At 73.8% G+C, this 23,704-nt stretch carries 21 protein-coding genes; 16 read left to right on the forward strand and 5 right to left on the reverse strand.

All coding sequences use genetic code 11. The features are described from left to right. Nucleotides 1-204: 204 nt before the first annotated feature. Entirely contained in the window at nucleotides 205-1,140 is a 936-nt protein-coding gene (locus AB0K80_RS30985) for a LysR family transcriptional regulator (RefSeq protein ID WP_365675396.1), read from the forward strand. 11 nt (nucleotides 1,141-1,151) lie between these two features. Here AB0K80_RS30985 and AB0K80_RS30990 read toward each other — a convergent pair whose 3' ends face one another. From AB0K80_RS30990 to AB0K80_RS31000, 3 genes are all read right to left on the reverse strand, one after another. Then, on the reverse strand, nucleotides 1,152-1,835 hold the full coding sequence (locus tag AB0K80_RS30990) for a gamma-glutamyl-gamma-aminobutyrate hydrolase family protein (protein ID WP_365675397.1): 684 nt from the start codon (nucleotides 1,833-1,835) through the stop codon (nucleotides 1,152-1,154). 27 nt (nucleotides 1,836-1,862) lie between these two features. Further along, a complete protein-coding gene (gene eat, locus AB0K80_RS30995; protein ID WP_365675506.1) occupies nucleotides 1,863-3,320 on the reverse strand; it encodes an ethanolamine permease in 1,458 nt (485 codons plus the stop codon). A gap of 130 nt (nucleotides 3,321-3,450) precedes the next feature. Next, nucleotides 3,451-4,188 (reverse strand): FCD domain-containing protein, encoded by a 738-nt coding sequence (locus tag AB0K80_RS31000; RefSeq protein ID WP_365675399.1) that lies wholly within the window; start codon nucleotides 4,186-4,188, stop codon nucleotides 3,451-3,453. Between the two features lie 86 nt (nucleotides 4,189-4,274). Between AB0K80_RS31000 and AB0K80_RS31005 the strand changes: the two genes are divergently transcribed. The 4 genes from AB0K80_RS31005 to AB0K80_RS31020 are packed head-to-tail and all read left to right on the forward strand — an operon-like array spanning nucleotide 4,275 to nucleotide 8,754. After that, complete coding sequence (locus tag AB0K80_RS31005) at nucleotides 4,275-5,639, forward strand: glutamine synthetase family protein (protein WP_365675401.1); 1,365 nt, start codon at nucleotides 4,275-4,277, stop codon at nucleotides 5,637-5,639. A 7-nt stretch (nucleotides 5,640-5,646) separates the two neighbouring features. Beyond that, on the forward strand, nucleotides 5,647-7,020 hold the full coding sequence (locus AB0K80_RS31010; protein WP_365675403.1) for an aldehyde dehydrogenase family protein: 1,374 nt from the start codon (nucleotides 5,647-5,649) through the stop codon (nucleotides 7,018-7,020). Further along, a complete protein-coding gene (locus AB0K80_RS31015) occupies nucleotides 7,017-7,808 on the forward strand; it encodes a 3-oxoacyl-ACP reductase (RefSeq protein ID WP_365675405.1) in 792 nt (263 codons plus the stop codon). The genes AB0K80_RS31010 and AB0K80_RS31015 overlap by 4 nt, the downstream gene beginning before the upstream one ends. 46 nt (nucleotides 7,809-7,854) lie before the next feature. Further along, nucleotides 7,855-8,754, forward strand: coding sequence for a DUF2510 domain-containing protein (locus AB0K80_RS31020; protein WP_365675508.1), 900 nt, complete (start codon nucleotides 7,855-7,857; stop codon nucleotides 8,752-8,754). 12 nt (nucleotides 8,755-8,766) lie between these two features. Here the strand turns inward: AB0K80_RS31020 and AB0K80_RS31025 are convergent, their stop codons facing one another. Next, complete coding sequence (locus AB0K80_RS31025) at nucleotides 8,767-9,969, reverse strand: amino acid deaminase/aldolase (protein WP_365675407.1); 1,203 nt, start codon at nucleotides 9,967-9,969, stop codon at nucleotides 8,767-8,769. 1,301 nt (nucleotides 9,970-11,270) lie between these two features. Here AB0K80_RS31025 and AB0K80_RS31030 point away from each other — a divergent pair. The 3 genes from AB0K80_RS31030 (at nucleotide 11,271) to AB0K80_RS31040 (ending at nucleotide 14,138) form a co-directional block, all read left to right on the forward strand. Beyond that, nucleotides 11,271-12,122 (forward strand): hypothetical protein, encoded by an 852-nt coding sequence (locus AB0K80_RS31030; RefSeq protein WP_365675510.1) that lies wholly within the window; start codon nucleotides 11,271-11,273, stop codon nucleotides 12,120-12,122. Further along, a complete protein-coding gene (mycP, locus tag AB0K80_RS31035) occupies nucleotides 12,119-13,306 on the forward strand; it encodes a type VII secretion-associated serine protease mycosin (protein ID WP_365675409.1) in 1,188 nt (395 codons plus the stop codon). The genes AB0K80_RS31030 and mycP overlap by 4 nt, the downstream gene beginning before the upstream one ends. Before the next feature lie 100 nt (nucleotides 13,307-13,406). Further along, the gene (locus AB0K80_RS31040; RefSeq protein ID WP_365675411.1) at nucleotides 13,407-14,138 is read left to right on the forward strand and encodes an SseB family protein; all 732 of its coding nucleotides are present in this window, start codon (nucleotides 13,407-13,409) and stop codon (nucleotides 14,136-14,138) included. 4 nt (nucleotides 14,139-14,142) lie between these two features. On the opposite strand, the gene AB0K80_RS31045 is transcribed toward AB0K80_RS31040, so the two are convergent. Beyond that, on the reverse strand, nucleotides 14,143-14,523 hold the full coding sequence (locus AB0K80_RS31045; protein ID WP_365675413.1) for a DUF1844 domain-containing protein: 381 nt from the start codon (nucleotides 14,521-14,523) through the stop codon (nucleotides 14,143-14,145). A gap of 396 nt (nucleotides 14,524-14,919) precedes the next feature. Here AB0K80_RS31045 and infC point away from each other — a divergent pair, with 396 nt between their 5' ends. From infC to AB0K80_RS31085, 8 genes are all read left to right on the forward strand, one after another. Beyond that, nucleotides 14,920-15,558 (forward strand): translation initiation factor IF-3, encoded by a 639-nt coding sequence (infC, locus tag AB0K80_RS31050; RefSeq protein ID WP_365675512.1) that lies wholly within the window; start codon nucleotides 14,920-14,922, stop codon nucleotides 15,556-15,558. 196 nt (nucleotides 15,559-15,754) lie between these two features. Beyond that, on the forward strand, nucleotides 15,755-15,949 hold the full coding sequence (rpmI, locus tag AB0K80_RS31055) for a 50S ribosomal protein L35 (protein WP_365675415.1): 195 nt from the start codon (nucleotides 15,755-15,757) through the stop codon (nucleotides 15,947-15,949). Nucleotides 15,950-16,061: 112 nt separating this feature from the next. Next, the gene (gene rplT, locus AB0K80_RS31060; RefSeq protein WP_365675417.1) at nucleotides 16,062-16,445 is read left to right on the forward strand and encodes a 50S ribosomal protein L20; all 384 of its coding nucleotides are present in this window, start codon (nucleotides 16,062-16,064) and stop codon (nucleotides 16,443-16,445) included. 100 nt (nucleotides 16,446-16,545) lie between these two features. Continuing rightward, nucleotides 16,546-17,400, forward strand: a complete 855-nt coding sequence (locus AB0K80_RS31065; protein WP_365675419.1) for an RNA methyltransferase — start codon at nucleotides 16,546-16,548, stop codon at nucleotides 17,398-17,400. 53 nt (nucleotides 17,401-17,453) lie between these two features. Beyond that, nucleotides 17,454-18,578 (forward strand): ATP-binding protein, encoded by a 1,125-nt coding sequence (locus AB0K80_RS31070; RefSeq protein WP_365675421.1) that lies wholly within the window; start codon nucleotides 17,454-17,456, stop codon nucleotides 18,576-18,578. 139 nt (nucleotides 18,579-18,717) lie between these two features. After that, nucleotides 18,718-19,839, forward strand: a complete 1,122-nt coding sequence (pheS, locus tag AB0K80_RS31075; RefSeq protein WP_365675423.1) for a phenylalanine--tRNA ligase subunit alpha — start codon at nucleotides 18,718-18,720, stop codon at nucleotides 19,837-19,839. Beyond that, on the forward strand, nucleotides 19,839-22,361 hold the full coding sequence (pheT, locus tag AB0K80_RS31080) for a phenylalanine--tRNA ligase subunit beta (RefSeq protein ID WP_365675425.1): 2,523 nt from the start codon (nucleotides 19,839-19,841) through the stop codon (nucleotides 22,359-22,361). Before pheS ends, pheT begins: the two co-directional genes overlap by 1 nt. Nucleotides 22,362-22,593: 232 nt before the next feature. Then, nucleotides 22,594-23,646 (forward strand): PP2C family protein-serine/threonine phosphatase, encoded by a 1,053-nt coding sequence (locus AB0K80_RS31085; protein ID WP_365675427.1) that lies wholly within the window; start codon nucleotides 22,594-22,596, stop codon nucleotides 23,644-23,646. Nucleotides 23,647-23,704: the final 58 nt, after the last annotated feature.

Below are 23,704 nucleotides of genomic sequence, written 5' to 3' on the forward strand. Positions count from 1 at the left end.
GCGCGGTGGTCGGGCGGCGAGCACGCGCCCAGCGGGGCGGTCGGGCGGCGAGCGGGCGGCCAGCGCGGCGGTCGGGCGGCGAGCGGGCGGCCAGCGCGGCGGTCGGGCGGCGAGTACGCGGCCAGTGCGGCGGTTCGGTGTGGGTGGGTGCTCGGCAGGGCGGTCCCTGGTCGGGTGGTGTGCGGCGCGGCATAAGGTGGGTTTATGGGCAGGACCGATGAGCATGCCGAGGAGCGGCCGGCGGCCTCGGGGGCGCTCGCGCACCGTGTGCCGGATCTCGGTGCGCTCGAGCTGCTGCTGGCGGTGGCACGGCTCGGCAGCCTCGGTGGTGCGGCGCGGGAACTGGGCATCACCCAGCCCGCGGCCAGCAGCCGTATCCGGTCGATGGAGCGGCAGCTCGGTGTGGCGCTGGTGGACCGTTCGCCGCGCGGTTCCCGGCTCACCGACGCCGGGGCGCTGGTGACGGACTGGGCCCGGCGGATCGTGGAGGCGGCGGAGGCCTTCGACGCGGGCGCGCAGGCGCTGCGCGACCGCCGGGACTCCCGGCTGCGCGTGGCGGCGAGCATGACGATCGCCGAGTACCTGCTGCCGGGCTGGCTGCTCGCGCTGCGCGCCCAGCGCCCGGACACGGCGGTGTCGCTGCTCGCCGGGAACTCGGCGGCGGTGGCGCAGCGGCTGCTGTCCGGCGAGGCCGACCTGGGCTTCGTGGAGGGGCTGACGGTGCCGCCCGGCCTCGACTCCACGGTCATCGCCCACGACCGCCTCATCGTGGTCACCGCCCCGGCCCATCCCTGGGCCCGCCGCCGGCGCGCCCTCGCGGCGCGGGAACTGGCGTCCACCCCGCTGATCCTGCGGGAGAAGGGCTCCGGCACCCGCCAGGTCCTGGACGCGGCCCTCGGCGGCCTGGCCCGCCCCCTGATCGAACTGTCCTCCACCACGGCCGTGAAGGCCGCGGCGGTCAGCGGCGCCGGCCCGGCGGTGCTCAGCGAGCTGGCCGTGGGGGAGGAACTGGCGATGCGGCGCCTGGTGCGTGTCCCGGTGGACGGCATCGCCCTGGCCCGCGACCTGCGCGCGGTCTGGCCCACCGGCCACCGCCCGACGGGGCCGGCCCGGGACCTGCTGTCGCTGACGCGCGGCTAGCGGGCCGAGGCTCAGGAAGCGGCGCGGACCAGGGCGCGCATCACCCGCAGGTCCTCGCCCATCTCGGGGTGCCACTGCACGCCCAGGACCCAGGGGGCGGACGGCAGTTCCACGGCCTCCACCGTGCCGTCCTCCGCGTACGCCGAGACGACCAGTCCCTCGCCGAGCCGGTCGACCGCCTGGTGGTGGTAGGTCGGTACCGAGACCTGCTCCGGTACGGCGTCGGCGTACCGCGTGCCCGGCACGGGCTTGACCGGGTGGCGGCCGAAGACGCCCGGCAGCTCGACGTGCCCGTCGATGTGCTGCACGAGCGTGCCGCCGAGGGCGACGTTGAGCAGCTGCATGCCCCGGCAGATGCCCAGCAGCGGGATCCGGGCCTGAAGCGCCGCCTCGATGAGGGCCAGTTCCCAGGCGTCCCGCTCCCGCGCGGGCGGGCCGGTGCGCGGGTCGGGCTCGGCGCCGTAGCGGACCGGCTCGACGTCCGGGCCGCCCGCGATCACCAGGGCGTCGAGGCGGGCGACGGTGGCGGCGGCGTGCTCCGGGGCGTCGGGCGGGAGCATCGCGGCCAGCCCGCCCGCCCGCTGCACCAGCCGCGGGTATCCGGCCGGCAGCAGCGCGGCCTCCATCTCCCACACGCCCCAGCGCGCCCCGGACTCCAGATACGTGCTGACGCCGATCAGCGGCCTCGCGACCATGTGCTCCGTGCTCCTTCGTGACGCGGGTCAGTCCCTGGTCAACTCTGCCTCGGCCGCCGCCAGAGCCGCGAACTCCTCCTCCGGCGCCCGCGCCACCAGGTGCTTACGGCTGTACAGCCCGAAGTACGCCACCGCCACCCCGTACACCCCCAGCGCGATGAACGCCGCCGTCACGTCCACCAGGAAGGTGGCCACCAGCGCCGCGCAGGCCAGCACCAGGGCGGTGGAGGAGGTCAGTACCCCGCCCGGCGTCCGGTACGGCCGCACCAGCTCCGGCTCGCGGCGGCGCAGCACGATGTGGGAGAGGGACATCAGCGCGTAGCTGATCGTGGCGCCGAAGACGGCGACGTTCAGCATGCGGGCGCCGTCGCCGGTGCCCGCGGCCAGGGCGAAACCGATCGCGCCCGGGACCAGGAGCCCCAGGTAGGGGGCTTTGCGGCTGCTGGTCAGGGACAGGAACTTCGGCAGGTAGCCGGCCCGGGAGAGCGCGAACAGCTGACGGGAACCGGCGTAGATGAGCGAGAAGAAGGAGGCCACCAGGCCGGCCAGGCCCGCGTAGTTGACGATCCGGCTCAGCGCGGTCGCCTCGCCGTCCGGCTGGAGCGCCTCCACCAGCGGGTTGCCCGCGTCCTGGATCGCGGCCGAGCCGCGCGCCCCGGCCGCCGCCACGAAGGTGACCACGGCCAGCACCACGAGGATGCCCATCGACCAGCGGATCGCCCGTGGCAGCGTCCGGGCCGGGTCCCGGGTCTCCTCCGCGGCCAGCGGCACGCCCTCCACGCCCAGGAAGAACCACATGCCGAACGGGAACGCCGCCCAGATCCCCAGCAGCCCCATCGGCAGCCAGGAGCTCGCGCCGAGGGCGGAGGAGTCCACCGGGATGTCGTCGAGCGAGGAGACGTCGAACGAGGGCAGCGCCGCCAGCGCGAACACCACCAGGGCCGCCACCGCGATCCCCGTCACGACGAAGCTGAAGCGCAGCGCCTCGCCGACGCCCCACAGGTGGATGCCGATGAAGAGCACGAAACAGGCCAGGTAGACCGGCCAGCCGGACTCCAGCCCGAACAGGCCGAGCGACTCGACGTAGTCGCCGATGAAGAGGGCGATGGCGGCGGGCGCGAGGACGTACTCGATGAGGATCGCGGTCCCCGTCAGGAAGCCGCCCCACGGGCCGAGCGCGCGGCGCGCGAAGCCGTAGCCGCCGCCCGCCGTCGGCAGGATGGAGGACAGCTCGGCCAGCGCGAACACCATGCACGTGTACATGGCGCCCATCAGCACCATGGCGATCGCCAGGCCGCCGAAGCCGCCCTCGGCCAGGCCGAAGTTCCAGCCGGAGTAGTCACCGGAGACGACGTAGGCGACGCCGAGACCGGTCAGCAGCAGCCAGCCGGCGCTGCCGCGGCGCAGTTTCCTGCGCTCCAGGTAGTCGTCCGGCTCGGCGGCGGAGGTGTGTGGTGCGGATGCGGAGGACGGCGAAGGTTCCAGCGACACGGGGCGACTCCCCAGCAGGTGTCGGTCACGGGGCTCAATGGATCGAGCCCATACCTTTGTGTGCCGGAGGGCGGGAAAGCAAGACCCGTGCGTTAAGCGGTCGTAAACGCTCGCCGGGAAGCTCCTACCCAAGGAAGCCGCGCAACAGTGCCGCCGTCCCCGCGCAGTGCTCGCGCATCATCTCCCGCGCCCCGTCCGCGTCCCGCTCCAGCACCGCCTCGACCAGCGCGGTGTGCTGGCGCTGCGAGTGCTCCAGGTTGCGCACCAGCAGCGGGATGCAGTCCAGCAGGTCGTTCACCGTCGCCCGGACCGCCGCGTACTGCGCGGTGAGCGTCGGAGACCCGCACAGCTCGGCGAGGGTCAGGTGCAGCAGCGTGTCCTGGCGCCGGTAGTCGGTCAGCGGCGCGTCGTGGGTGTGGGCCAGCGCCCGGCGCAGCCGCTCCGCCTGGGCGTCCGTCAGGCCGTGCGTGGCGCACAGCCCGGCCGCGCCGACCTCCAGCACCTCGCGGAAGCGCAGCACGTCCTCCAGGTCGACCTCGGCGACGCGGCGGCGCAGCTCGTCCTCACCGCCCGGGTCGGGCCTGCGGGGCAGCACGAACGTGCCGCCGTACCGGCCGCGCCGCGACTCGACCAGTCCCTGGTCCTGGAGCACCTTCAGCACCTCGCGCAGCGTCACCCGGCTGATCCCGAGCCGCTCCGCCAGCTCCCGCTCGGCCGGCAGCCGTTCGCCGCCCGGCACCAGGCCCAGCCGGACGACCTGGAGGATCTGCTCCAGCGCCTCCTCGAAGCCGTTGCCCGCCCGCACCGGCCGCAGCACGGGCGCGAGCCGGTCCCCCGCCGGACCGCCGCTTTCCTTGCGCATCTGGCCGCGCCCCCTTCCCAAGCAATGGTTCTCGGCAATACCTTATGGCTCCCGGCGGCAGACGAAGAAGCCAAGGAGGCCCTCCCGTGGCAGACCGCACACCCCCGCTCGGTGTCGAGGAGCTGCACGCCCTCGTCGCGGGCGGTGAGATCGACACCGTCGTCCTGGCCTTCCCGGACATGCAGGGGCGGCTCCAGGGCAAGCGGTTCGCCGCCCGCTTCTTCCTCGACGAGGTGCTCCACCACGGCACCGAGGGCTGCAACTACCTCCTCGCCGTCGACACCGAGATGAACACCGTCGACGGCTACGCGATGTCCTCCTGGGACCGCGGCTACGGCGACTTCGCCATGCACCCGGACCTGACCACCCTGCGCCGCGTGCCCTGGAACGAGGGCACCGCCCTGGTCATCGCCGACCTCGCCTGGCACGACGGCTCGCCGGTCGTCCCCGCGCCCCGCCAGATCCTGCGCCGCCAGCTGGAGCGCCTGGCCGAGCTCGGGTACACCGCCCAGGTCGGCACCGAGCTGGAGTTCATCGTCTTCAAGGACACCTACGAGCAGGCCTGGGACGCCCACTACCGGGGCCTGACCCCGGCCAACCAGTACAACATCGACTACTCCGTGCTCGGCACCGGCCGTATCGAGCCGCTGCTGCGCCGCATCCGCAACGAGATGGCCGGCGCGGGCCTGACCGTGGAGTCCGCCAAGGGCGAGTGCAACCCCGGGCAGCACGAGATCGCCTTCCGCTACGACGAGGCGCTCGTCACCTGCGACCAGCACGCGATCTACAAGACCGGCGCCAAGGAGATCGCCGCCCAGGAGGGCATGTCGCTGACCTTCATGGCGAAGTACAACGAGCGCGAGGGCAACTCCTGCCACATCCACCTGTCCCTGGCGGACCAGGACGGCCGCAACGCCATGGCCGGAGACCTCGAAGGCGGCATGTCCGAGGTCATGCGCCACTTCCTGGCCGGACAGCTCGCCGCCCTGCGCGACTTCTCCCTCCTCTACGCCCCCAACATCAACTCCTACAAGCGGTTCCAGCCCGGCTCCTTCGCCCCGACCGCCGTCGCCTGGGGCTACGACAACCGCACCTGCGCGCTGCGCGTGGTCGGCCACGGCCGCTCCCTGCGCTTCGAGAACCGGCTGCCCGGCGGCGACGTCAACCCGCACCTCGCCGTGGCCGCACTGGTCGCGGCCGGCCTGTACGGCATCGAGCAGAAACTCCAGCTGCCCGAGCCCTGCCCCGGCAACGCCTACACCGCCGGTTTCGCGCACGTCCCGACCACCCTCCGGGAGGCCGCCGAGCTGTGGGAGAACAGCCCGATCGCCCGGGCCGCCTTCGGCGACGAGGTCGTCGCCCACTACCGCAACATGGCCCGCGTCGAACTGGACGCCTTCGACGCCGCGGTCACCGACTGGGAGCTGCGCCGCTCCTTCGAACGCATGTGAGGCCTCCTTGTCCGACCAGTTGCAGGTACTGAACCCCGCCACCGAGGACGTCGTCGCCACCGTCCCCGCCGCCACCGCGGCCGACGTCGACGCGGCCGTCGCACGGGCCGCCAGGGCACAGGCCCGGTGGGCCGCCCTCGCGCCCGGCGACCGCGCCCGGCTGCTGCGCCGCTTCGCCGCCACCGTCGACGAGCACATCGAGGAACTGGCCCGGCTGGAGGTCCGGCAGGCCGGGCACACCCTCGGCAACGCCCGCTGGGAGGCGGGCAACGTCCGCGACCTGCTGGACTACGCGGCCGGGGGAGTGGAGCGGCTGACCGGCCGGCAGATCCCGGTGGCCGGCGGCATCGACGTCACCTTCCTCGAACCGCTCGGCGTGGTCGGGGTGATCGCCCCGTGGAACTTCCCCATGCCGATCGCCGCCTGGGGCGCCGCCCCCGCCCTCGCGGCCGGCAACGCGGTGCTCCTCAAGCCCGCCGAGACCACCCCGCTGACCGCCCTGCGCCTGGCCGAACTCGCCCTGGCGGCCGGCCTGCCCGAGGACCTGTTCCAGGTGCTGCCCGGCCACGGCCCGGTCGCGGGCAACGCCCTCGTCGAGCACCCCGGGGTGGCGAAGATCGTCTTCACCGGGTCGACGGCTGTGGGCAAACAGGTGTGGGCCAAGGGCTCGGCCCTGCTCAAGCGCGTCACCCTGGAACTCGGCGGCAAGAGCCCCAACATCGTCTTCGCCGACGCCGACCTGGAGGCCGCGGCGGCCGCCGCCCCCATGTCCTTCCTCGACAACGCCGGCCAGGACTGCTGCGCCCGCACCCGCGTCCTCGTCCAGCGCGAGGCGTACGACCGCTTCCTGGAGCTGCTCGCCCCCGCGATCGAGGCGGTCCGGGTCGGCGACCCGGCGAGCGAGAGCACCCAGATGGGCCCCCTCATCTCCCGCGCCCAGCTGGAGCGGGTCCGCTCCTACGTCCCGGACGGCGCCGAGGGCATCCGCGGCAAGGCCCCCGAGGGTCCCGGCTTCTGGTTCCCGCCGACCGTCCTCACCGGCGTCGACCCGCACGCGCGGGTGGCCGTGGAGGAGGTCTTCGGGCCCGTGGCCGTCGTGCTCCCCTTCGACGACGAGGCCGACGCCGTCCGCCTCGCCAACGCCACCGACTACGGCCTGTCCGGCTCGATCTGGACCCGGGACGTCGGCCGCGCGCTGCGCGTCTCCCAGGCGGTCCGCGCGGGCAACCTGTCCGTCAACTCCCACTCCAGCGTCCGCTACTGGACTCCCTTCGGCGGCTACAAGCAGTCCGGGATCGGCCGGGAACTCGGCCCGGACGCCCTGGCCGCCTTCACCGAAACCAAGAACGTCTTCATCAGTACGGAGGGCCCCGCACAGTGACCTCGCAGACCCCTGACACCATCTGCCGCCGCCTGGTCGGCCGTACGGCCGTCGTCACCGGAGCGGGCAGCGGCATCGGCCTCGCCAGCGCCCGCCGCCTCGCCTCCGAGGGCGCCCACGTCGTGTGCGGCGACATCGACGAGGCCCGCGGCAAGGCCGCCGCCGAGGAGGTCGGCGGGATCTTCGTCAAGGTCGACGTCACCGACCCCGAGCAGGTCGAGGCCCTCTTCCGGACGGCGTACGACACCTACGGCTCGGTCGACGTCGCCTTCAACAACGCCGGCATCTCCCCGCCCGACGACGACTCCATCCTGGAGACCGGACTGGAGGCGTGGAAGCGGGTCCAGGAGGTCAACCTCACCTCCGTCTACCTGTGCTGCAAGGCCGCCATCCCCTACATGCGGCGCCAGGGCAAGGGCTCCATCATCAACACGGCGTCCTTCGTGGCGCGGATGGGCGCGGCCACCTCGCAGATCTCCTACACCGCCTCCAAGGGCGGCGTGCTGGCCATGTCCCGCGAACTGGGCGTGCAGTTCGCGCGGGAGGGCATCCGGGTCAACGCCCTGTGCCCCGGCCCGGTCAACACCCCGCTGCTGCAGGAGCTGTTCGCCAAGGACCCGGAGCGGGCGGCCCGCCGGCTCGTGCACATCCCGCTGGGCCGGTTCGCCGAGGCCGAGGAGATCGCCGCCGCCGTCGCCTTCCTGGCCAGTGACGACTCCTCCTTCGTCAACGCCACCGACTTCCTGGTGGACGGCGGGATCGCGGGGGCGTACGTCACACCCCTGTAAGGGCGCCCGTGCTCCTGGTGTCTCGTCCTACAGTGCCGGGATGAGCATGACACCCCCGGCCGGCTGGTACCCCGACCCGTCGGCCCCGCACATGGAACGCTGGTGGGACGGCACGGCCTGGACCGGGCACCTGCGCGCACCCGTGGCCCCCGGCGGGCCGGTGCCCCCGCCGCCGGGCGGCACCGGCCGGGCCAAGGCCGTCGCCCTCTGCGCGGCCGGGGCCGTCCTCGTGGCCGCGATCGTCACCGGCGCCGTGCTGCTCCGCGAGGACGACGGCGACGCACGGGCGAACGCGGGCCCGACGGCCACGGCCGCGTCCGGCACACCGCGCACCGCGGCGCCGTCACCAGCACCCACCCCCTCCGGGCCGTCCGCCGGCGGCCCGGCCGTCGTCGAGGACCAGCTCAACGGCATCACCTTCCCGCTGCTGGACGGCTGGGTCCGCCCCCACTACATCGCCCAGGACGACGTCGTCATGACCACCGACGGCACCTACGACTGCCCCGGCGACGGCGGGGTGTGCCGCCACGGGCTCGTCATCTCCCGCACCGTGACCGACACCGACGAGACGTCCCCCGAGGTCCTCGCCCGGCGGGACATCGCGGACGCCGCCGACGACGCCTACGAGCGCACCGCGTTCGGCACGGACCCCTACGGCGGCATCGAGTCCCACCAGGCCGTCGCCTCCGGGCCGGTGGCGGTCGCGGGCCGCGCCGGGTACTTCGTGCGCTGGCGCGTGACCACCGCCAAGGGCCCCGGCGGCTACGTGCAGTCGCTGGTGTTCCCCTCCAGCGTCGGCACCGAGTCGCCGGTGCTGGTCCGCTACGTCTTCGACGCGGGCGAGGACGGCCCGCCGCTGTCGGAGATGGACCGCATCACCAAGGGCATCCGGCCGGCCGGCGACGCGGCCGGCGGCGGCGGGGTGGGCAGCAGCATCGGGCCGTAGACCCGCGGGGCGTCACAGGAAGGTGCGGCCCTCGCCGCGGTACGTCGGCACGGTCGCCGTCACCGCGTCGCCCTCGACCAGGTGCAGCACGTCGAACCGCTCGCACAGCTCCCCGGCCTTGGCGTGCCGGAACCACACCTTGTCCCCGACCAGCAGGTCGTCGGCCGGCGAGCCCAGCAGCGGCGTCTGCACCTCGCCGGCCCCCTCCTGGGGGTCGTACCGCAGCCCCTCCGGCAGGTACGGCACCGGCAGCCGGTCGCGCCCCGGCGCCCCGGAGGCCGGATATCCGCCGCCCAGGACGGTCACCACGCCCACCCCCGGCCGCCGTACCACGGGCTGGGCGAACAGCGCGGCCGGACGCCCCCGGAACGACGTGTAGTTGTCGAACAACCGCGGCACGTACAGGCCCGAGCCGGCGCCGATCTCCGTCACCGCGTCCTCGGCGGCGGTGTGCTGCACACTGCCGGTGCCCCCGCCGTTGACGAACTCCAGGCCGGGCACCACGGCCCGCACCGCCCGTACCACCGCGGCGCGCCGCTCGGCCAGTTCCCGCTTGGCGGCGGCCTGCATCAGCCGCACGGCCCGGGACCGCAGCGGCCGCCCCGCGATCGCGTCCCCGACACCGGCCACGTGCCCCTCGTACGCCATGATCCCGACGACCTCGAACCCGGGCCGCCGGGCCACCGTCCGGGCCAGGTCGGCGACCTGCGCGGGGGAGTGCAGCGGCGAGCGCCGGGCCCCGACCCGGATCCGCCCGCCGAGCAGCTTCAGCGAGGTGTCCAACTCCAGGCACACCCGCACCACTTCACGCCCGCCGTCGCGGGAGGCGTCGATCAGGTCCAGCTGGGCCGGGTCGTCGACCATGACCGTGACGGCGGCGGCGAGCTTGGGATCGCCGGCGAGTTCGGCGAAGGCGGCCCGGTCGGCGGACGGGTAGGCGAGCAGCACGTCGTCGAACCCGGAGCGGGCCAGCCACAGCGACTCGGCCAGCGTGAAGGACATGATGCCCGCGAACCCGTCCCTGGCCAGGACCCGTTCGAGCAGCGCCCGGCAGCGCACGGACTTGCTGGCGACCCGTATCGGCTTGCCCGCGGCGCGGCGGACGAGGTCGTCCGCGTTGGCGTCGAAGGCCTCCAGGTCCACGATCGCGAGAGGGGCGTCGAGGTGGGCGGTGGCCCGGTCGTAACGGGCCCGGTCGGCGGCGCGCGCAGTCATGCAGGCAGCCTGCCAGACCTGATTACCGCAGGGTAGGGGGACGTTCCGGGCAGATGCCCCGGCGCCGCGGACTGGTTCCCGTTCGCCCAGGAACAAGCCGTAGAGTGACGCGCACGTACGGCGGAACACCGCCGGCCGGGACTGCCCCGCGCCGGATGACGGTTCCCCGGTACGGGTATGTGTGCCCGGGACGCGTCCGTGCGCACGAGGAAGAGGCCCGGGCACGAGGAAACGGGGGGTGCATGAGCACGGAAGCACGGCGTGCCCCCGTCCCCCCACGCCCCACCACCCCACCACGGATCGGCCCCCGGCACACCGCAGCCCCGGACGACACCGCCACGGCCCCCGAGCCGGACCCGGACGCATCCGCCCAGAGGCCGACGGCACCCCGGACGCCACCGAGCACGCCCGCCGGCCGCCCCCCATCGACGCAGCCCCACACCGCCACGGACACCGGCTCCACCACCCGGGCCCGGAACAGCGACCCCCAGGACGACCCGTCCTCCCGCGCCGTGCCGGGGCGTGACGTCCCGCACCCCCGCCACGACTCCGCTCCGGGCGCGCCGGACGCGCGCCGGTCCGGCGCCGGCGGTTCGGGCTCCGGACCCTTCTCGGAGGGGACGGCCGGTGGTCCCCGTGCCGTGCGACGGACGGACGTTCAGCGGTTTGGGGACGCTGCGGACGCGGGCCTGTCCGGTCCCGCCGGTTCGGGCTCCCGGGGCGCCCAGAGCGACTCGCCCGGCGGCCCAGGCGCTGTGCGGGGGCGTGACGTCCCGCAGCCCCGCCACGACTCCGCTCCGGGCGCGCCGGACGCGCGCCGGTCCGGCTCCGCCGGCCCGGCCTCCCGGCCGCGTTTCCCGGGCTTCGGCGGTCCGGCGGTGCAGGACGCCGCCTCCCCCCTGCCTCCGCCAAGCGCCTCCGCCCGTTTCCCCGACACGCCGCCCACGGTGGGCCGGCCGATGCGGCGTGAGACGCCCGGGACGGCCGACGGACCGGGAACGGGACGCATACCGCCGCGGCCGGAGCGGCGCCCCGCCGCCGGCCGTACGGACGCGTCTGCCTCCGCCTCCTCGCAGATGCCCGCACGCCCGCGCCCTGCCGGGTCCGCCGCGCCCTACCCCGAGGAGACCCACCCGGCACCGGGGACCGGCGGGCCCAGCCGGCGTACGGAGTCCACCGCCGGCACCAGGTCCGGCGGATTCGGCGCCCACCCGGATCTGCCCGGCGCCCGAGACGCCTCGGCGCCCGACCGCGAAGCCTCCCGCGTCTCGCCCGACCCGGCCTTCTCGTGGAGCGCACCGATGGCGCCCGGCGGGGTGCCGGGAAGCTCGCGGCCCGTCGTGTCGTTCGGGGAGCCCGAGGGGTACGACGAGCACGCGCGACCCCGGCCGCTCGGGCGGCGCGGACGGTCCCAGGCCGTGGCGGCCGGAGTCTGTCTCGTCCTCGGCATGGGCCTCATCACCGGGGCCGTGACCGGGAGCTGGCTCGTCGGCGACTCCGGCGCGGCCGAGTCGCGCAGCACCTTCTCCGCCGCCGGGAGCCTGTGGCACAGCATCCCCGTCGACCAGCTCTTCCCGCCCACCGTGGAGGGGCAGGGCGCCGGCCCCGGCGGCGCCGACCGCACCTGGACCCGGATCGCCGTCGCCCCCGACACCGGCTGCGAGGGCGCCTTCGACCCCCTGCTGCGCAAGGCCCTCGCTCCGGTGGGCTGCCGGCGCCTGCTGCGCGCCACCTACACCGACGCCACCCAGAGCCACGTCACCACCGTCGGCCTGCTCTTCACCAAGGCCGACGCCCCGGCCATGGCCTCCCTCGCCGGCCGCTTCCAGAGGGAACGCCTGGACCGCCGCAGTGACCTGATGCCCCTGCCGTACGCCGAGCGGGACACGCCGGCCGCCCGCTTCGGTGCCCGGCAGCGCGCCTCCTGGACCATCTCCGTGCTCACCGACGCCCCGGTCGTCGTCTACGCCGTCTCCGGCTGGGCCGACGGCCGCACCGTCGACGACCCGCAGCCCGCCGAGGACGCGATGGCCTCCGGCGCCACCACGGCCCCCGCCCAGGCAGGCCTCGGCCACGAGGCCAAGGGCCTCGCCGACCGCATCGAACGCGCCCTGCGCAAGAACGTCCGCTCGGCCACGGAGCAGCCGTCGTGAGAGCCACCGTCACCCGCAGGTCCACCGCCCTGGGGGTTCTTCTCGCCGCCGCCGTCGCGCTCCTGCCGCCCACCACCGCGTACGCCGACGGGATACGCGCCAAGCAGTGGGCCCTTGACGCCCTGCACACCCAGCAAGCCTGGCGCACGACGAAGGGCGCGGGCGTCACCGTCGCCGTCCTGGACACCGGCGTCGACGCCGACCACCCCGACCTCGCCGGAAACGTCCTGCCCGCCAAGGACCTGATCGGTTTCGGAGCCGAGCCCGGCGACCGGTCCTGGGCCCGGCACGGCACCGCCATGGCCGGCATCATCGCCGGGCACGGACACGGCCCCGGCGACGCCGACGGGGTCATGGGCGTCGCGCCCGAGGCGAAGATCCTGCCCGTCCGCGTGATCCTGGAGGACGGCGACCCGGCGCGCGCCAAGGCCCGCAGCACCCGCGGCAACGCCCTCGCCGAGGGCATCCGGTGGGCCGCCGACCACGGCGCCGACGTCATCAACCTCTCCCTGGGTGACGACTCCGCCTCCGCGCACCCGGAACCCACCGAGGACCAGGCCATCCAGTACGCCCTGAAGAAGGGCGTGGTCGTCGTCGCCTCCGCCGGCAACGGCGGCGAGAAGGGCGACCACATCTCCTACCCGGCCGCCTACCCCGGCGTCATCGCCGTCACCGCCGTCGACCGTTTCGGCACCCGGGCCGCCTTCTCCACCCGCCGCTGGTACGCCACGGTCAGCGCCCCGGGCGTCGACATCGTCATCGCGGACCCCGACCGCAAGTACTACGAGGGCTGGGGCACCAGCGCCGCCGCCGCCTTCGTCTCGGGCGCGGCCGCCCTGATCAGGGCCGCCCACCCGGACCTCACACCGGCCCAGATCAAGAAGGTCCTGGAGGACACCGCCGAGGACGCCCCCACCGGCGGCCGCGACGACTCCCGCGGCTTCGGCTTCATCGACCCGGCCGCCGCCCTGCGCGCCGCGGGCCGCCTGAAGCCGGAGGGCCTGCACTCGGCCGCGTACGGCGAGCGGTACTTCGGCCCGGGCCCGGACGCCCCCCGCTCCGCCGACGACACCGCCGACTGGGCGGCCCCCCTGGCGGGCAGCGCCGGCGGTGTCCTGCTGGTCGCGGCGGTGGTCCTGTGGCGCGGCCGCCGCGAACCGAGGCCGTACGACGACGTCCGCTGAGCCTTCGTCCTCAGAGCCCCAGAGCCTCAGAGCCCCAGAGTCACGGCCGTTTCCGGCCCCGCACCAGCCCGGCGGCATCCGGCCGATAGGGTCGGTGACCGTGGCGAACAAGAACATTCCCGACTCCGGCTTCTCCGACGACGACGGCTCCGCCGACCCCCGGCTGAGCGCGGCGCTCGCCGCCTGGGCCGAGGACCGCGACGCCGTCGGCCCGGTCCTTCAGGCCCTGCGGGGCGCCCGGCTGCTCGTGCCCGTCGTCGCCGTGCTCGGCGAGGTCGAGGAGGACGAGAACGGCTTGCGCCGCGAGAAGACCAGCGAGATGGCCGTACCGACCCTGAAGGCCGGCCGCCGCACCGCCCTGCCCGCCTTCACCTCCACCGACTCCCTGGCCCGCTGGGACCCCGCCGCCCGCCCGGTCGCCGTGCCCCTGGCCCAGGCCATCCAGGCCGCCGCGCACGAGAAGGCCGACACGATCGTGCTCGACCTCGCCGGCCCGGTGCCCTTCGAGCTGAACCGGCCCACGCTGCTCGCCCTCGCCGAGGGCCGTACGACGACCGATCCGCTCGCCGACCCGGCCGTCGTCACGGCGGTCCGCGACGCCGTCGCCGCGGAACCCGGCGTGCTGCGCGCCCACCTCGGACCGGGCCAGGCCGACGGCACCCTCGCCCTCGTCCTCGACCCGGCCGCGCCCCCGGCCGAGACGGCCCGCGCGGTCGCGCAGCGCCTGGCCGCCGACGACACACTCAGGGCCCGCCTGGTGCACGGTCTCGACCTGGCACTGCTGCCGGCCGGGACCACGCCACCGGGCGAGCCCCTGTACGTCCGCGGATGACCTGTCAGCCGAACACCGGCCCGGTGTACTTCTCACCGGGCCCCTGACCCGGCTCGTCCGGCACCAGGGACGCCTCACGGAACGCCAGCTGGAGCGACTTCAGGCCGTCGCGCAGCGGCGCCGCGTGGAACGAGCTGATCTCGGTCGTGGACGCGTCCAGCAGACCGGCCAGCGCGTGGATCAGCTTCCGTGCCTCGTCCAGGTCCTTGTACTTGTCGCCCTCCTCGGTGAGCCCGAGCTTCACGGCGGCCGCGCTCATCAGGTTGACGGCGACCGTCACGATCACCTCGACCGCCGGGACCTCGGCGATGTCGCGGGTCATGGCGTCGAAGTCGGGGTTGCTGCCGGGGGCCTCGGGACCGCCCGAGGGGGAGGTGTCACTCATGCCCCACACCATAGGCGGTCGCCGCCGCCGCCCCCGGGCCCGCCCTTGTCGAGCGGTCCCGGTTAGCCCTTGTCAAGCGATCCTGCTAACCTGGTGGACGACCGGCCGGACGCGTCCTGAGCGAAACGAGCGCGCTCGGCCCACAAGTGGAGGCTTTCGAACTCCCACCTGGCCACCCTCAGGGCGGCGGGTCACCGGTCAGGCGGAGCGGTCCCGGCGACGGCGTTCCGCCCGAAATCGCGCCCCGCGGTCATCGCGGCGGTGCTCCGGTAGTTCGAGGAGCCCCGCCTGTGATCGTCCGGGGCATTTTTTGATGCTTCGGCGCGTTGGTCTAACGAACACAGACGTTACGCGGCTGTCCGCCAGACTGTCGCGTGGTGCTACCGAGGAGGATCCATCAGCGCCGAGCCCCGCATCAACGACCGGATTCGCGTTCCCGAGGTGCGACTTGTCGGTCCCAGTGGCGAGCAGGTCGGCATCGTGCCGCTTGCCAAGGCCCTGGAGCTTGCGCAGGAGTACGACCTGGACCTGGTCGAGGTCGCGGCGAACGCCCGTCCGCCCGTGTGCAAGCTCATGGACTACGGGAAGTTCAAGTACGAGTCGGCCATGAAGGCCCGTGAGGCGCGCAAGAACCAGGCGCACACGGTCATCAAGGAGATGAAGCTCCGGCCGAAGATCGACCCGCACGACTACGACACCAAGAAGGGTCACGTCGTCCGGTTCCTCAAGCAGGGCGACAAGGTCAAGATCACGATCATGTTCCGTGGTCGCGAGCAGTCTCGGCCCGAGCTGGGCTACCGGCTGCTGCAGCGTCTCGCGGAGGACGTCCAGGACCTCGGGTTCGTCGAGTCGAACCCGAAGCAGGACGGCCGCAACATGATCATGGTTCTCGGTCCGCACAAGAAGAAGACCGAGGCGATGGCCGAGGCCCGTCAGGCGCAGGAGGCCCGCAAGGCTTCCGCGAAGGCCAACCCCGGCCGCTCGCAGAACCCTGCGGACGCCGAGACGTCGGCCGAAGAGCCTGCCGAGGCGTGATCCCGGGGCGCTGAGCCCCGGGCCACCCCGGACGGACCGGACGTACGCACCCCTCGGGAGCGCACGGACTTCCGGATGACCCGGAACCACCCGGGACGCCAGTCCCAGGAAGCAACCGAAACAGCAGCGACGCTCCACCGTGCCCGGTTCCCGGAACCGGGCACCGGAGCGCCACCGACGAGGAGAGAACGGCGCTATGCCGAAGAACAAGTCGCACAGCGGTGCCAGCAAGCGCTTCAAGATCACCGGCTCCGGCAAGGTGCTCCGCGAGCGTTCCGGCAAGCGCCACCTGCTCGAGCGCAAGTCGTCCCGTGTGACGCGTCGCCTCACCGGCAACGCCGAGATGGCCCCGGGCGACGCCAAGAAGATCAAGAAGCTTCTCGGCAAGTGACGCCCCCGGCGCCGTCAGCCCCCGTGCGCTGAGCGCCGTACGTCAGGACCGGGACCCAGTCGATACCGGGCCGTGTGAAGATCACCGCGGCCCCGCTACAAGGAGTTAACAAGTGGCACGCGTCAAGCGGGCAGTCAACGCCCACAAGAAGCGCCGGGCGATCCTCGAGCAGGCCTCCGGCTACCGCGGTCAGCGTTCGCGCCTGTACCGCAAGGCCAAGGAGCAGGTCACCCACTCGCTGGTCTACAACTACAACGACCGCAAGAAGCGCAAGGGTGACTTCCGCCAGCTGTGGATCCAGCGCATCAACGCCGCTGCCCGCGCCAACGGCATCACGTACAACCGCTTCATCCAGGGTCTGAAGGCCGCCAACGTCGAGGTGGACCGCAAGATCCTGGCCGAGCTCGCGGTCAACGACCCGAACGCGTTCGCCTCGCTCGTCGAGGTCGCGCAGAAGGCGCTGCCGGCGGACGTGAACGCGCCCAAGGCCGCGTGACGCCGCGCCGGCCCTGAGCCGACGTACCGAAGGGACCCGCAGGCCGCGAAGGCCTGCGGGTCCTGCCGTGTCCTGACCCTCCGACCTCCAGGTGAACCCCATGCCCACCCCCGAGCTCATCTCCCCCCGCTCCCCGCGTGTCTCCGCCGCGCGGCGGCTCGCCAAGCGGAACGTCCGGGGGAAGGAACGGCTGTTCCTCGCGGAGGGGCCGCAGGCCGTGCGCGAGGCGGCCGGGCACCGGGTCCAGGGCACCGCCACGCTCGTCGAGCTGTTCACCACCCTGGAGGCCGCCGACCGGTACGCCGACATCGTCGCAGCGGCCCGGGACGCCGGCGCCCGGGTGCACCTCGCCTCCGAGCAGGTCATCGAGGACATCTCCACCACCGTCACCCCGCAGGGGCTGGTGGGTGTCTGCCGGTTCCTCGACACGCCGTTCGAGGACATCCTCGGCGCCCGGCCCCAGCTCGTCGCCGTGCTCGCGCACGTCCGCGACCCCGGCAACGCCGGCACCGTGCTGCGCTGCGCCGACGCCGCCGGAGCCGAGGCCGTCGTCCTCACCGACGCCTCCGTCGACCTGTACAACCCCAAGGCCGTCCGCGCCTCCGTCGGGTCGCTGTTCCACCTCCCGGTCGCCGTCGGCGTCCCCGTGGCACGCGCCGTCGAGGGGCTGCGCGCCGCTGGCGTGCGCGTCCTGGCCGCCGACGGCGCGGGCGACCGCGACCTCGACGACGAGCTCGACAAGGGCACCATGGGCGGGCCGACCGCCTGGGTCTTCGGGAACGAGGCCTGGGGACTCCCGGAGGAGACCCGCGCGCTGGCGGACGCGGTCGTCCGCGTCCCCATCCACGGCAAGGCCGAGAGCCTGAACCTCGCCACCGCCGCCGCCGTATGTCTCTACGCGTCCGCGCGCGCCCAGCGCGCCGACGCAGGGTGCCGTTCCGTCACCCACAGCTAGTAGGGTGACCAGCTCGGGACCCACTGCGTGAGTCTGAGAGGTGGGGTACGGGGATGAGCGTCGGCACGAGCAGCGCACCCGGGGGACGGGACGTGCGGCGGCCGCCCGGTGATCTCGCGGAGCTCGGCATCGACCCCGACGAGCTGCCCGACGGCCTGGTGGTCGCCGACGAGCGAGGCCGCGTCATCTGCTTCAACGCCGCCGCCGAGCGCATCACCGCGACCCGCGCCGCCGACGCCCTCGGGCAGCGGCTGGAAAAGGCCCTGCCGTTAGAGGACCTGGAGGGCCGGCGCTGGTGGCAGCTGACCGACCCCTACGGCGGGCTCGCCATCCGGGTCCGCCAGCCCGAACGCAACCTGCTGCTGCCCGGCGGACGCGAGGTGCTGGTGTCGGCGAAGTACGTCCGCGGCGAGCCCACCGGCCCGGTCCGCCGCCTCGTCGTCACCCTGCGCGACACCGAGGCCCGGCGCCGCACCGAACGCTCTCACGCCGAGCTGATCGCCACCGTCGCCCACGAGCTGCGCTCCCCGCTCACCTCCGTCAAGGGCTTCACCGCGACCCTCCTCGCCAAGTGGGAGAGGTTCACCGACGACCAGAAGCGGCTGATGCTGGAGACCGTCGACGCCGACGCCGACCGGGTCACCCGCCTCATCGCCGAACTGCTCGACATCTCCCGGATCGACTCCGGACGCCTGGAGGTCCGCCGTCAGCCCGTCGACATCGGGGCCGCCGTCGGACGCCACATCCAGGCCTACGTCGCCGCCGGGCAGCCCGCCGACCGGTTCCTGCTGCGCATCGAGCAGCCGCTGCCCATGCTGTGGGCCGACCCCGACAAGATCGACCAGGTGCTCAGCAACCTGCTGGAAAATGCCGTGCGGCACGGCGAGGGAACCGTCACCATCGACATCACGGCCACGGCGTCCCCCCGCGAGGGCGAGGACACCGGCACGTCGGTCACCGTGAGCGACGAGGGGCCCGGCATCCCGGAGGAGTCCATGAACCGCGTCTTCACCCGCTTCTGGCGGGGCAGCAAGCGCGGCGGCACGGGCCTTGGGCTGTACATCGTCAAGGGCATCGTCGAGGCCCACGGCGGCACCATCACGGTCGGCCGCGCCCCCGGCGGCGGCGCCCGGTTCCGATTTACGTTGCCCGTGGCGGCACCGGCGTATCTCAGCTGAGACGCCCCGGCGCCCCGCGGGCGCATGTGTCCACCCCCACCCCGTTAGACTCGGCCTTTGGCACCTTTGTGTCCCGCAAGCGGCCCTGCGAAGTCGGTGACGGGGACCTTCAGCCAGCCAATCGGAAGCACGGGAAGAGATGTCGGCACCCAATAAGTCGTACGACCCTGTCGAGGTCGAGGCGTTGAAACCGGAAGAGATCGAGCGCATGCGGGACGAGGCGCTCGCCGCCTTCGCCGCCGCGGACTCCCTCGACGCGCTCCACGAGGCCAAGGTCGCCCACACCGGCCCCGCCTCCCCGCTGGCCCTTGCCAACCGCGAGATCGGCGCCCTGCCCCCGCACGCCAAGGCCGACGCCGGCAAACGCGTCGGCCAGGCCCGCGGCGCCGTCAGCAAGGCCCTCGCCGCCCGCCAGGAGGAACTGGAGGCCGAGCGGGACGCCCGGGTGCTGGTCGAGGAGGCCGTGGACGTCACGCTGCCCTACGACCGTGTCCCGGCCGGTGCCCGCCACCCGCTGACCACGCTGTCGGAGCGCATCGAGGACATCTTCGTCGCGATGGGCTACGAGGTCGCCGAGGGCCCGCAGGTCGAGGCCGAGTGGTTCAACTTCGACGCCCTCAACATCGGCCCCGACCACCCGGCCCGCGGCGAGGCCGACACCTTCTTCGTGCAGGGCCCGGACGGCGGCACCGAGTCCGGCGTCGTGCTGCGCACCCACACCTCGCCCGTGCAGATCCGCTCCCTGCTCGACCGCGAACTGCCGGTCTACGTGATCTGCCCCGGCCGCGTGTACCGCACCGACGAGCTGGACGCCACCCACACCCCCGTCTTCCACCAGGTCGAGCTGCTCGCCGTCGACGAGGGCCTGACCATGGCCGACCTCAAGGGCACGCTGGACCACATGGTCCAGTCGCTGTTCGGCGAGGGCATGAAGACCCGGCTGCGGCCGAACTTCTTCCCCTTCACCGAGCCGAGCGCCGAGATGGACATGCTCTGCTACGTGTGCAAGGGCGACTCGGTCGGCAACCCGGACCGGCCCTGCCGCACCTGCTCCAGCGAGGGCTGGATCGAGCTGGGCGGCTGTGGCATGGTCAACCCGCGGGTGCTCACGGCCTGCGGCGTCGACCCGGAGAAGTACAGCGGCTTCGCCTTCGGGTTCGGCATCGAGCGGATGCTGATGTTCCGCCACAACGTCGAGGACATGCGAGACATGGTCGAGGGTGACGTCCGGTTCACCCGGCCGTTCGGGATGGAGATCTGATGCGGGTCCCGCTTTCCTGGCTGCGGGAGTACGTCGACCTGCCGGCGACGGAGACCGGCCGTGACGTACAGGCCAAGCTCATTTCGGCCGGTCTGGAGGTCGAGACCGTCGAGCAGCTCGGCGCCGACCTGAAGGGCCCGCTCGTCGTGGGCCAGGTGCTGACCATCGAGGAACTGACGGAGTTCAAGAAGCCGATCCGCTTCTGCACCGTCGATGTCGGCCAGGCCAACGGCACCGGCGAACCGCAGGAGATCATCTGCGGCGCCCGCAACTTCGCCGTCGGCGACAAGGTCGTCGTCGCCCTGCCCGGCGCCATCCTGCCCGGCGACTTCCAGATCGCCGAGCGCAAGACCTACGGCAGGATGTCGCGCGGCATGATCTGCTCCAGCGACGAGCTGAACATGGGCGAGGACGGCAGCCACGGCATCATCGTGCTGCCGCCGGAGACCGAGGTCGGCAAGGACGCCATCGAGCTGCTGGAACTGGTCGACGAGGTCCTCGACATCGCCGTCACGCCCGACCGCGGCTACTGCCTGTCGATGCGCGGCGTCGCCCGCGAGACCGCCATCGCCTACGGCCTGCCGCTGCGCGACCCGGCGCTGCTCGACGTCCCCGCGCCCAACGCGTACGGCTACCCGGTGCGGATCTCCGACCCGATGGGCTGCGACCGCTTCACCGCCCGTACGGTGACCGGCCTGAGCCCCGAGGCGCGCTCCCCGATCTGGCTCCAGCGCCGCCTGCAGAAGGTCGGCATGCGCCCGATCTCGCTCGCCGTCGACGTCACCAACTACGTGATGATGGAGCTCGGCCAGCCGCTGCACGCCTATGACCGCACCCTGGTCCAGGGCGCGATCGGCGTGCGCCGCGCCGAGCCGGGCGAGAAGCTCACCACCCTCGACGGCGTGGTGCGCACCCTCGACCCGGACGACCTGGTCATCACCGACGAGCGCGGCCCCATCGGTCTCGCCGGCGTGATGGGCGGCGCCAACACCGAGATCGCCGACCACGACGCCGCCGAGAACGGCGGGAACGCCACGACGGACGTGGTGATCGAGGCCGCGCACTTCGACGCGGTGTCGATCGCGCGCACGGCCCGCCGCCACAAGCTGTCCTCCGAGGCGTCCCGCCGCTTCGAGCGGGGCGTCGACCCGCAGGCCGCCGCGGCCGCCGCCCAGCGCACGGTGGACCTGCTGGTGCTGCTGGCCGGCGGTACCGCCGAGGCGGGTGTCACCGAGGTCATCGCCCCGTCCGCGCCCCGGACCATCACCATCCCGGCCGACCACCCGGACAAGGTGGCGGGCGTGGCATACGGCCGCGAGACCGTGGTCCGGCGGCTGCAGGAGATCGGCTGCGACGTGTACGGGCAGGACGAGCTGATCGTCACCGTGCCGTCCTGGCGGCCCGACCTGCGCGACCCGAACGACCTGGCCGAAGAGGTCATCCGCCTGGAGGGCTACGAGAACCTGCCCTCCACCCTGCCCAGGCCGCCGGCCGGCCGTGGCCTGACCCGCCGGCAGCGGCTGCACCGCCGCGTCGGCCGGGCGCTGGCCGGGGCGGGCTACGTCGAGGCGCCCTCCTACCCGTTCGTCAGCGAGCAGGTCTTCGACCAGCTCGGCCTGGAGGCCGACGACCCGGCCCGGCGCGTCGTCAAGCTCACCAACCCGCTCAGCGACGAGGAGCCCGCGCTGCGGACCTCGCTGCTGCCGGGCCTGCTGGGTGCCCTGCGCCGCAACGACGGCCGGGGCTCGCACGATCTGGCGCTGTTCGAGACGGGCCTGGTCTTCCACCCGCGCGAGGAGCAGAAGACCGCCGTCCGGCTGCCGGTCGACCGGCGTCCCACCGACGCGGAGATCGCGGAGCTCGACGCCGCGCTGCCCGATCAGCCGCGGCACGTCGCCGTCGTCCTCGCCGGTGCCCGCGAGCAGGCCGGCTGGTGGGGCAAGGGCCGCCCGGCCGACTGGGCCGACGCCGTCGAGGCGGCGCGGACCGTCGCCCGTGAGGCGGGCGCCGAACTGATCGTCCGCAAGGGGCAGTACGGGCCGTGGCACCCGGGCCGCTGCGCCGAGCTGGCGGTCGCCGTGGACGGCACGGAGCAGGTCGTCGGCCACGCCGGTGAGCTGCACCCGCGGGTCCTCAAGGCCCTCGGTCTGCCGCCCCGCACCTGCGCGATGGAGCTGGACCTGGACGTCCTGGAGCAGGTCGGCCACGACACGGTGCAGGCGCCGGGCATCTCGGCGTTCCCCGTCGCCACGCAGGACGTGGCCCTGGTCGTCGACGCGTTCGTCCCGGCGGCGGAGGTGGAGGCGGCGCTGCGCGAGGGCGCCGGTGAACTGCTGGAGTCCATCCGGCTGTTCGACGTCTACGAGAACGCCGAGCAGCTCGGCGAGGGACGCAGGTCGCTGGCGTACGCGCTGCGGTTCCGTGCGGCGGACCGGACGCTGACGGTGGACGAGGCGTCCGCGGCCAGGGACGCGGCGGTGGCCCTGGCGGGCGAGCGGACGGGTGCGGTGCTGCGGAGCTAGCCCCGCACCCGCTGCCGGGGCGCCCCACCCCTTGGGGGTGCCTCCCCGGTCACCTCACTCGTTCGGGTGAGAAGTCGGGGTGATCCGCCCTTTCGGGTCACGCGGTCGACAGAATCGGACCGGCCTTTCGAGGCCGGTCCGTCTGCTTTCTGCGAGGGCCTATTGGGGGGCCATCGGCATGATCCGCACCAAGGCTGAGGTTCCCCGCCCGCCCCGTGCAGCAGGGTCCCGGATGCGCGCGCTCGGGCTGCCCGCCCTGGGGGGTGCGACGGCGGTGGCGTACAAACTGGCCTGCCCGCTCGCCCAGCAGCAGGGGGCCGGAGCGCGGATCGCCACAAGCGCCGTCTTTCTCGCGGTCGGCGCCGGGATCGTCGTCCATGCCCGGCGGGCGCTGCTGCGTGAGCTGCGCCAGGCCCGCCGGGTCGCGGGTGCCGCCCAGAGCGTGCTGCTGCGGCCGCTGCCGCCCCGCGTCGCCGGGCTGACCGTCGCGGCCGCCCAGCTCTCCGCCGACCGCGGTGCCGCGGTCGGGGGCGACCTGTACGAGGTGGTCGCCACCGAGCACGGCGTACGGGCCGTGATGGGTGACGTCCGGGGACACGGGCTCGGCGCCCTGGCCACCGTCGCGGCCGTGCTCGGCAGTTTCCGCGAGGCCGCGCACGACGAGCCCGACCTCGGCGGCGTGCTGCGCCGGCTGGAGCGGGCCCTCGCCCGCCACCTGCGCGAACGGGCCCTGGCCGAACACCCCTCGTCAGGTCTGGTGCCCGACGGGTCGGTCGCCGAGGAGTTCGTGACACTGCTGCTGGTGGAGATCCGCCCCGACGGGCAGACGCACGCCCTGAACTGCGGGCACCCGTGGCCGTACCTGCTCAGTGACACGCGGGTGGAGCAACTCGCCGCCGATGAGCCGTATCCGCCCCTCGGTCCGTTTCCGCTCCCGCCCGAACTGCCGGCCGTACCCCTGGGGCAGCTCCTGCCCGGCGACGCGCTCGTCCTCTACACGGACGGGGTGGAGGACGCCCGGGACGCCCATGGCCGGTTCTTCCCCCTGGCCGCCGTGCTGGCGGCCGCCGTACGGGAGCAGCCGCTGTCCTCGCAGACCGTGCTGCGCCGGGTGTTCGGCGCCCTGATGCACCACACCCGCGGCGCGCCCGCGGACGACGTCGCCCTGCTGGTGCTGACGAACAGCCGGGGCCTGCCCCCGGGCCCGCGGGGCTGTGACAGGGCCGGCTCCGCCGCCGCGGCGTGGCCGGCCGGCGCCCACCCGCAGCCGGCCCCCCACCGGTAGCCGCAACGGTGACGAGTCGCCGTCCGCCCGGCCACGGAGTGTCGGGCAGGCAGCCCGG

Source organism: Streptomyces sp. NPDC052682, assembly GCF_040678435.1.
In the GTDB taxonomy this organism is placed as follows: Bacteria; Actinomycetota; Actinomycetes; order Streptomycetales; family Streptomycetaceae; genus Streptomyces.

Coding starts and splice junctions, on each gene's coding strand:
- pheT (WP_365675425.1), top strand. CDS start 19,839: ATGCGGGTCCCGCTTTCCTGGCTGCGGGAGTACGTCGACCTGCCGGCG.
- AB0K80_RS31045 (WP_365675413.1), bottom strand. CDS start 14,523: ATGAGTGACACCTCCCCCTCGGGCGGTCCCGAGGCCCCCGGCAGCAAC.
- AB0K80_RS31025 (WP_365675407.1), bottom strand. CDS start 9,969: ATGACTGCGCGCGCCGCCGACCGGGCCCGTTACGACCGGGCCACCGCC.
- AB0K80_RS30985 (WP_365675396.1), top strand. CDS start 205: ATGGGCAGGACCGATGAGCATGCCGAGGAGCGGCCGGCGGCCTCGGGG.
- rpmI (WP_365675415.1), top strand. CDS start 15,755: ATGCCGAAGAACAAGTCGCACAGCGGTGCCAGCAAGCGCTTCAAGATC.
- AB0K80_RS31065 (WP_365675419.1), top strand. CDS start 16,546: ATGCCCACCCCCGAGCTCATCTCCCCCCGCTCCCCGCGTGTCTCCGCC.
- AB0K80_RS31020 (WP_365675508.1), top strand. CDS start 7,855: ATGACACCCCCGGCCGGCTGGTACCCCGACCCGTCGGCCCCGCACATG.
- AB0K80_RS31085 (WP_365675427.1), top strand. CDS start 22,594: ATGCGCGCGCTCGGGCTGCCCGCCCTGGGGGGTGCGACGGCGGTGGCG.
- AB0K80_RS31030 (WP_365675510.1), top strand. CDS start 11,271: ATGGCGCCCGGCGGGGTGCCGGGAAGCTCGCGGCCCGTCGTGTCGTTC.
- pheS (WP_365675423.1), top strand. CDS start 18,718: ATGTCGGCACCCAATAAGTCGTACGACCCTGTCGAGGTCGAGGCGTTG.
- AB0K80_RS31000 (WP_365675399.1), bottom strand. CDS start 4,188: ATGCGCAAGGAAAGCGGCGGTCCGGCGGGGGACCGGCTCGCGCCCGTG.
- AB0K80_RS31070 (WP_365675421.1), top strand. CDS start 17,454: ATGAGCGTCGGCACGAGCAGCGCACCCGGGGGACGGGACGTGCGGCGG.
- AB0K80_RS30990 (WP_365675397.1), bottom strand. CDS start 1,835: ATGGTCGCGAGGCCGCTGATCGGCGTCAGCACGTATCTGGAGTCCGGG.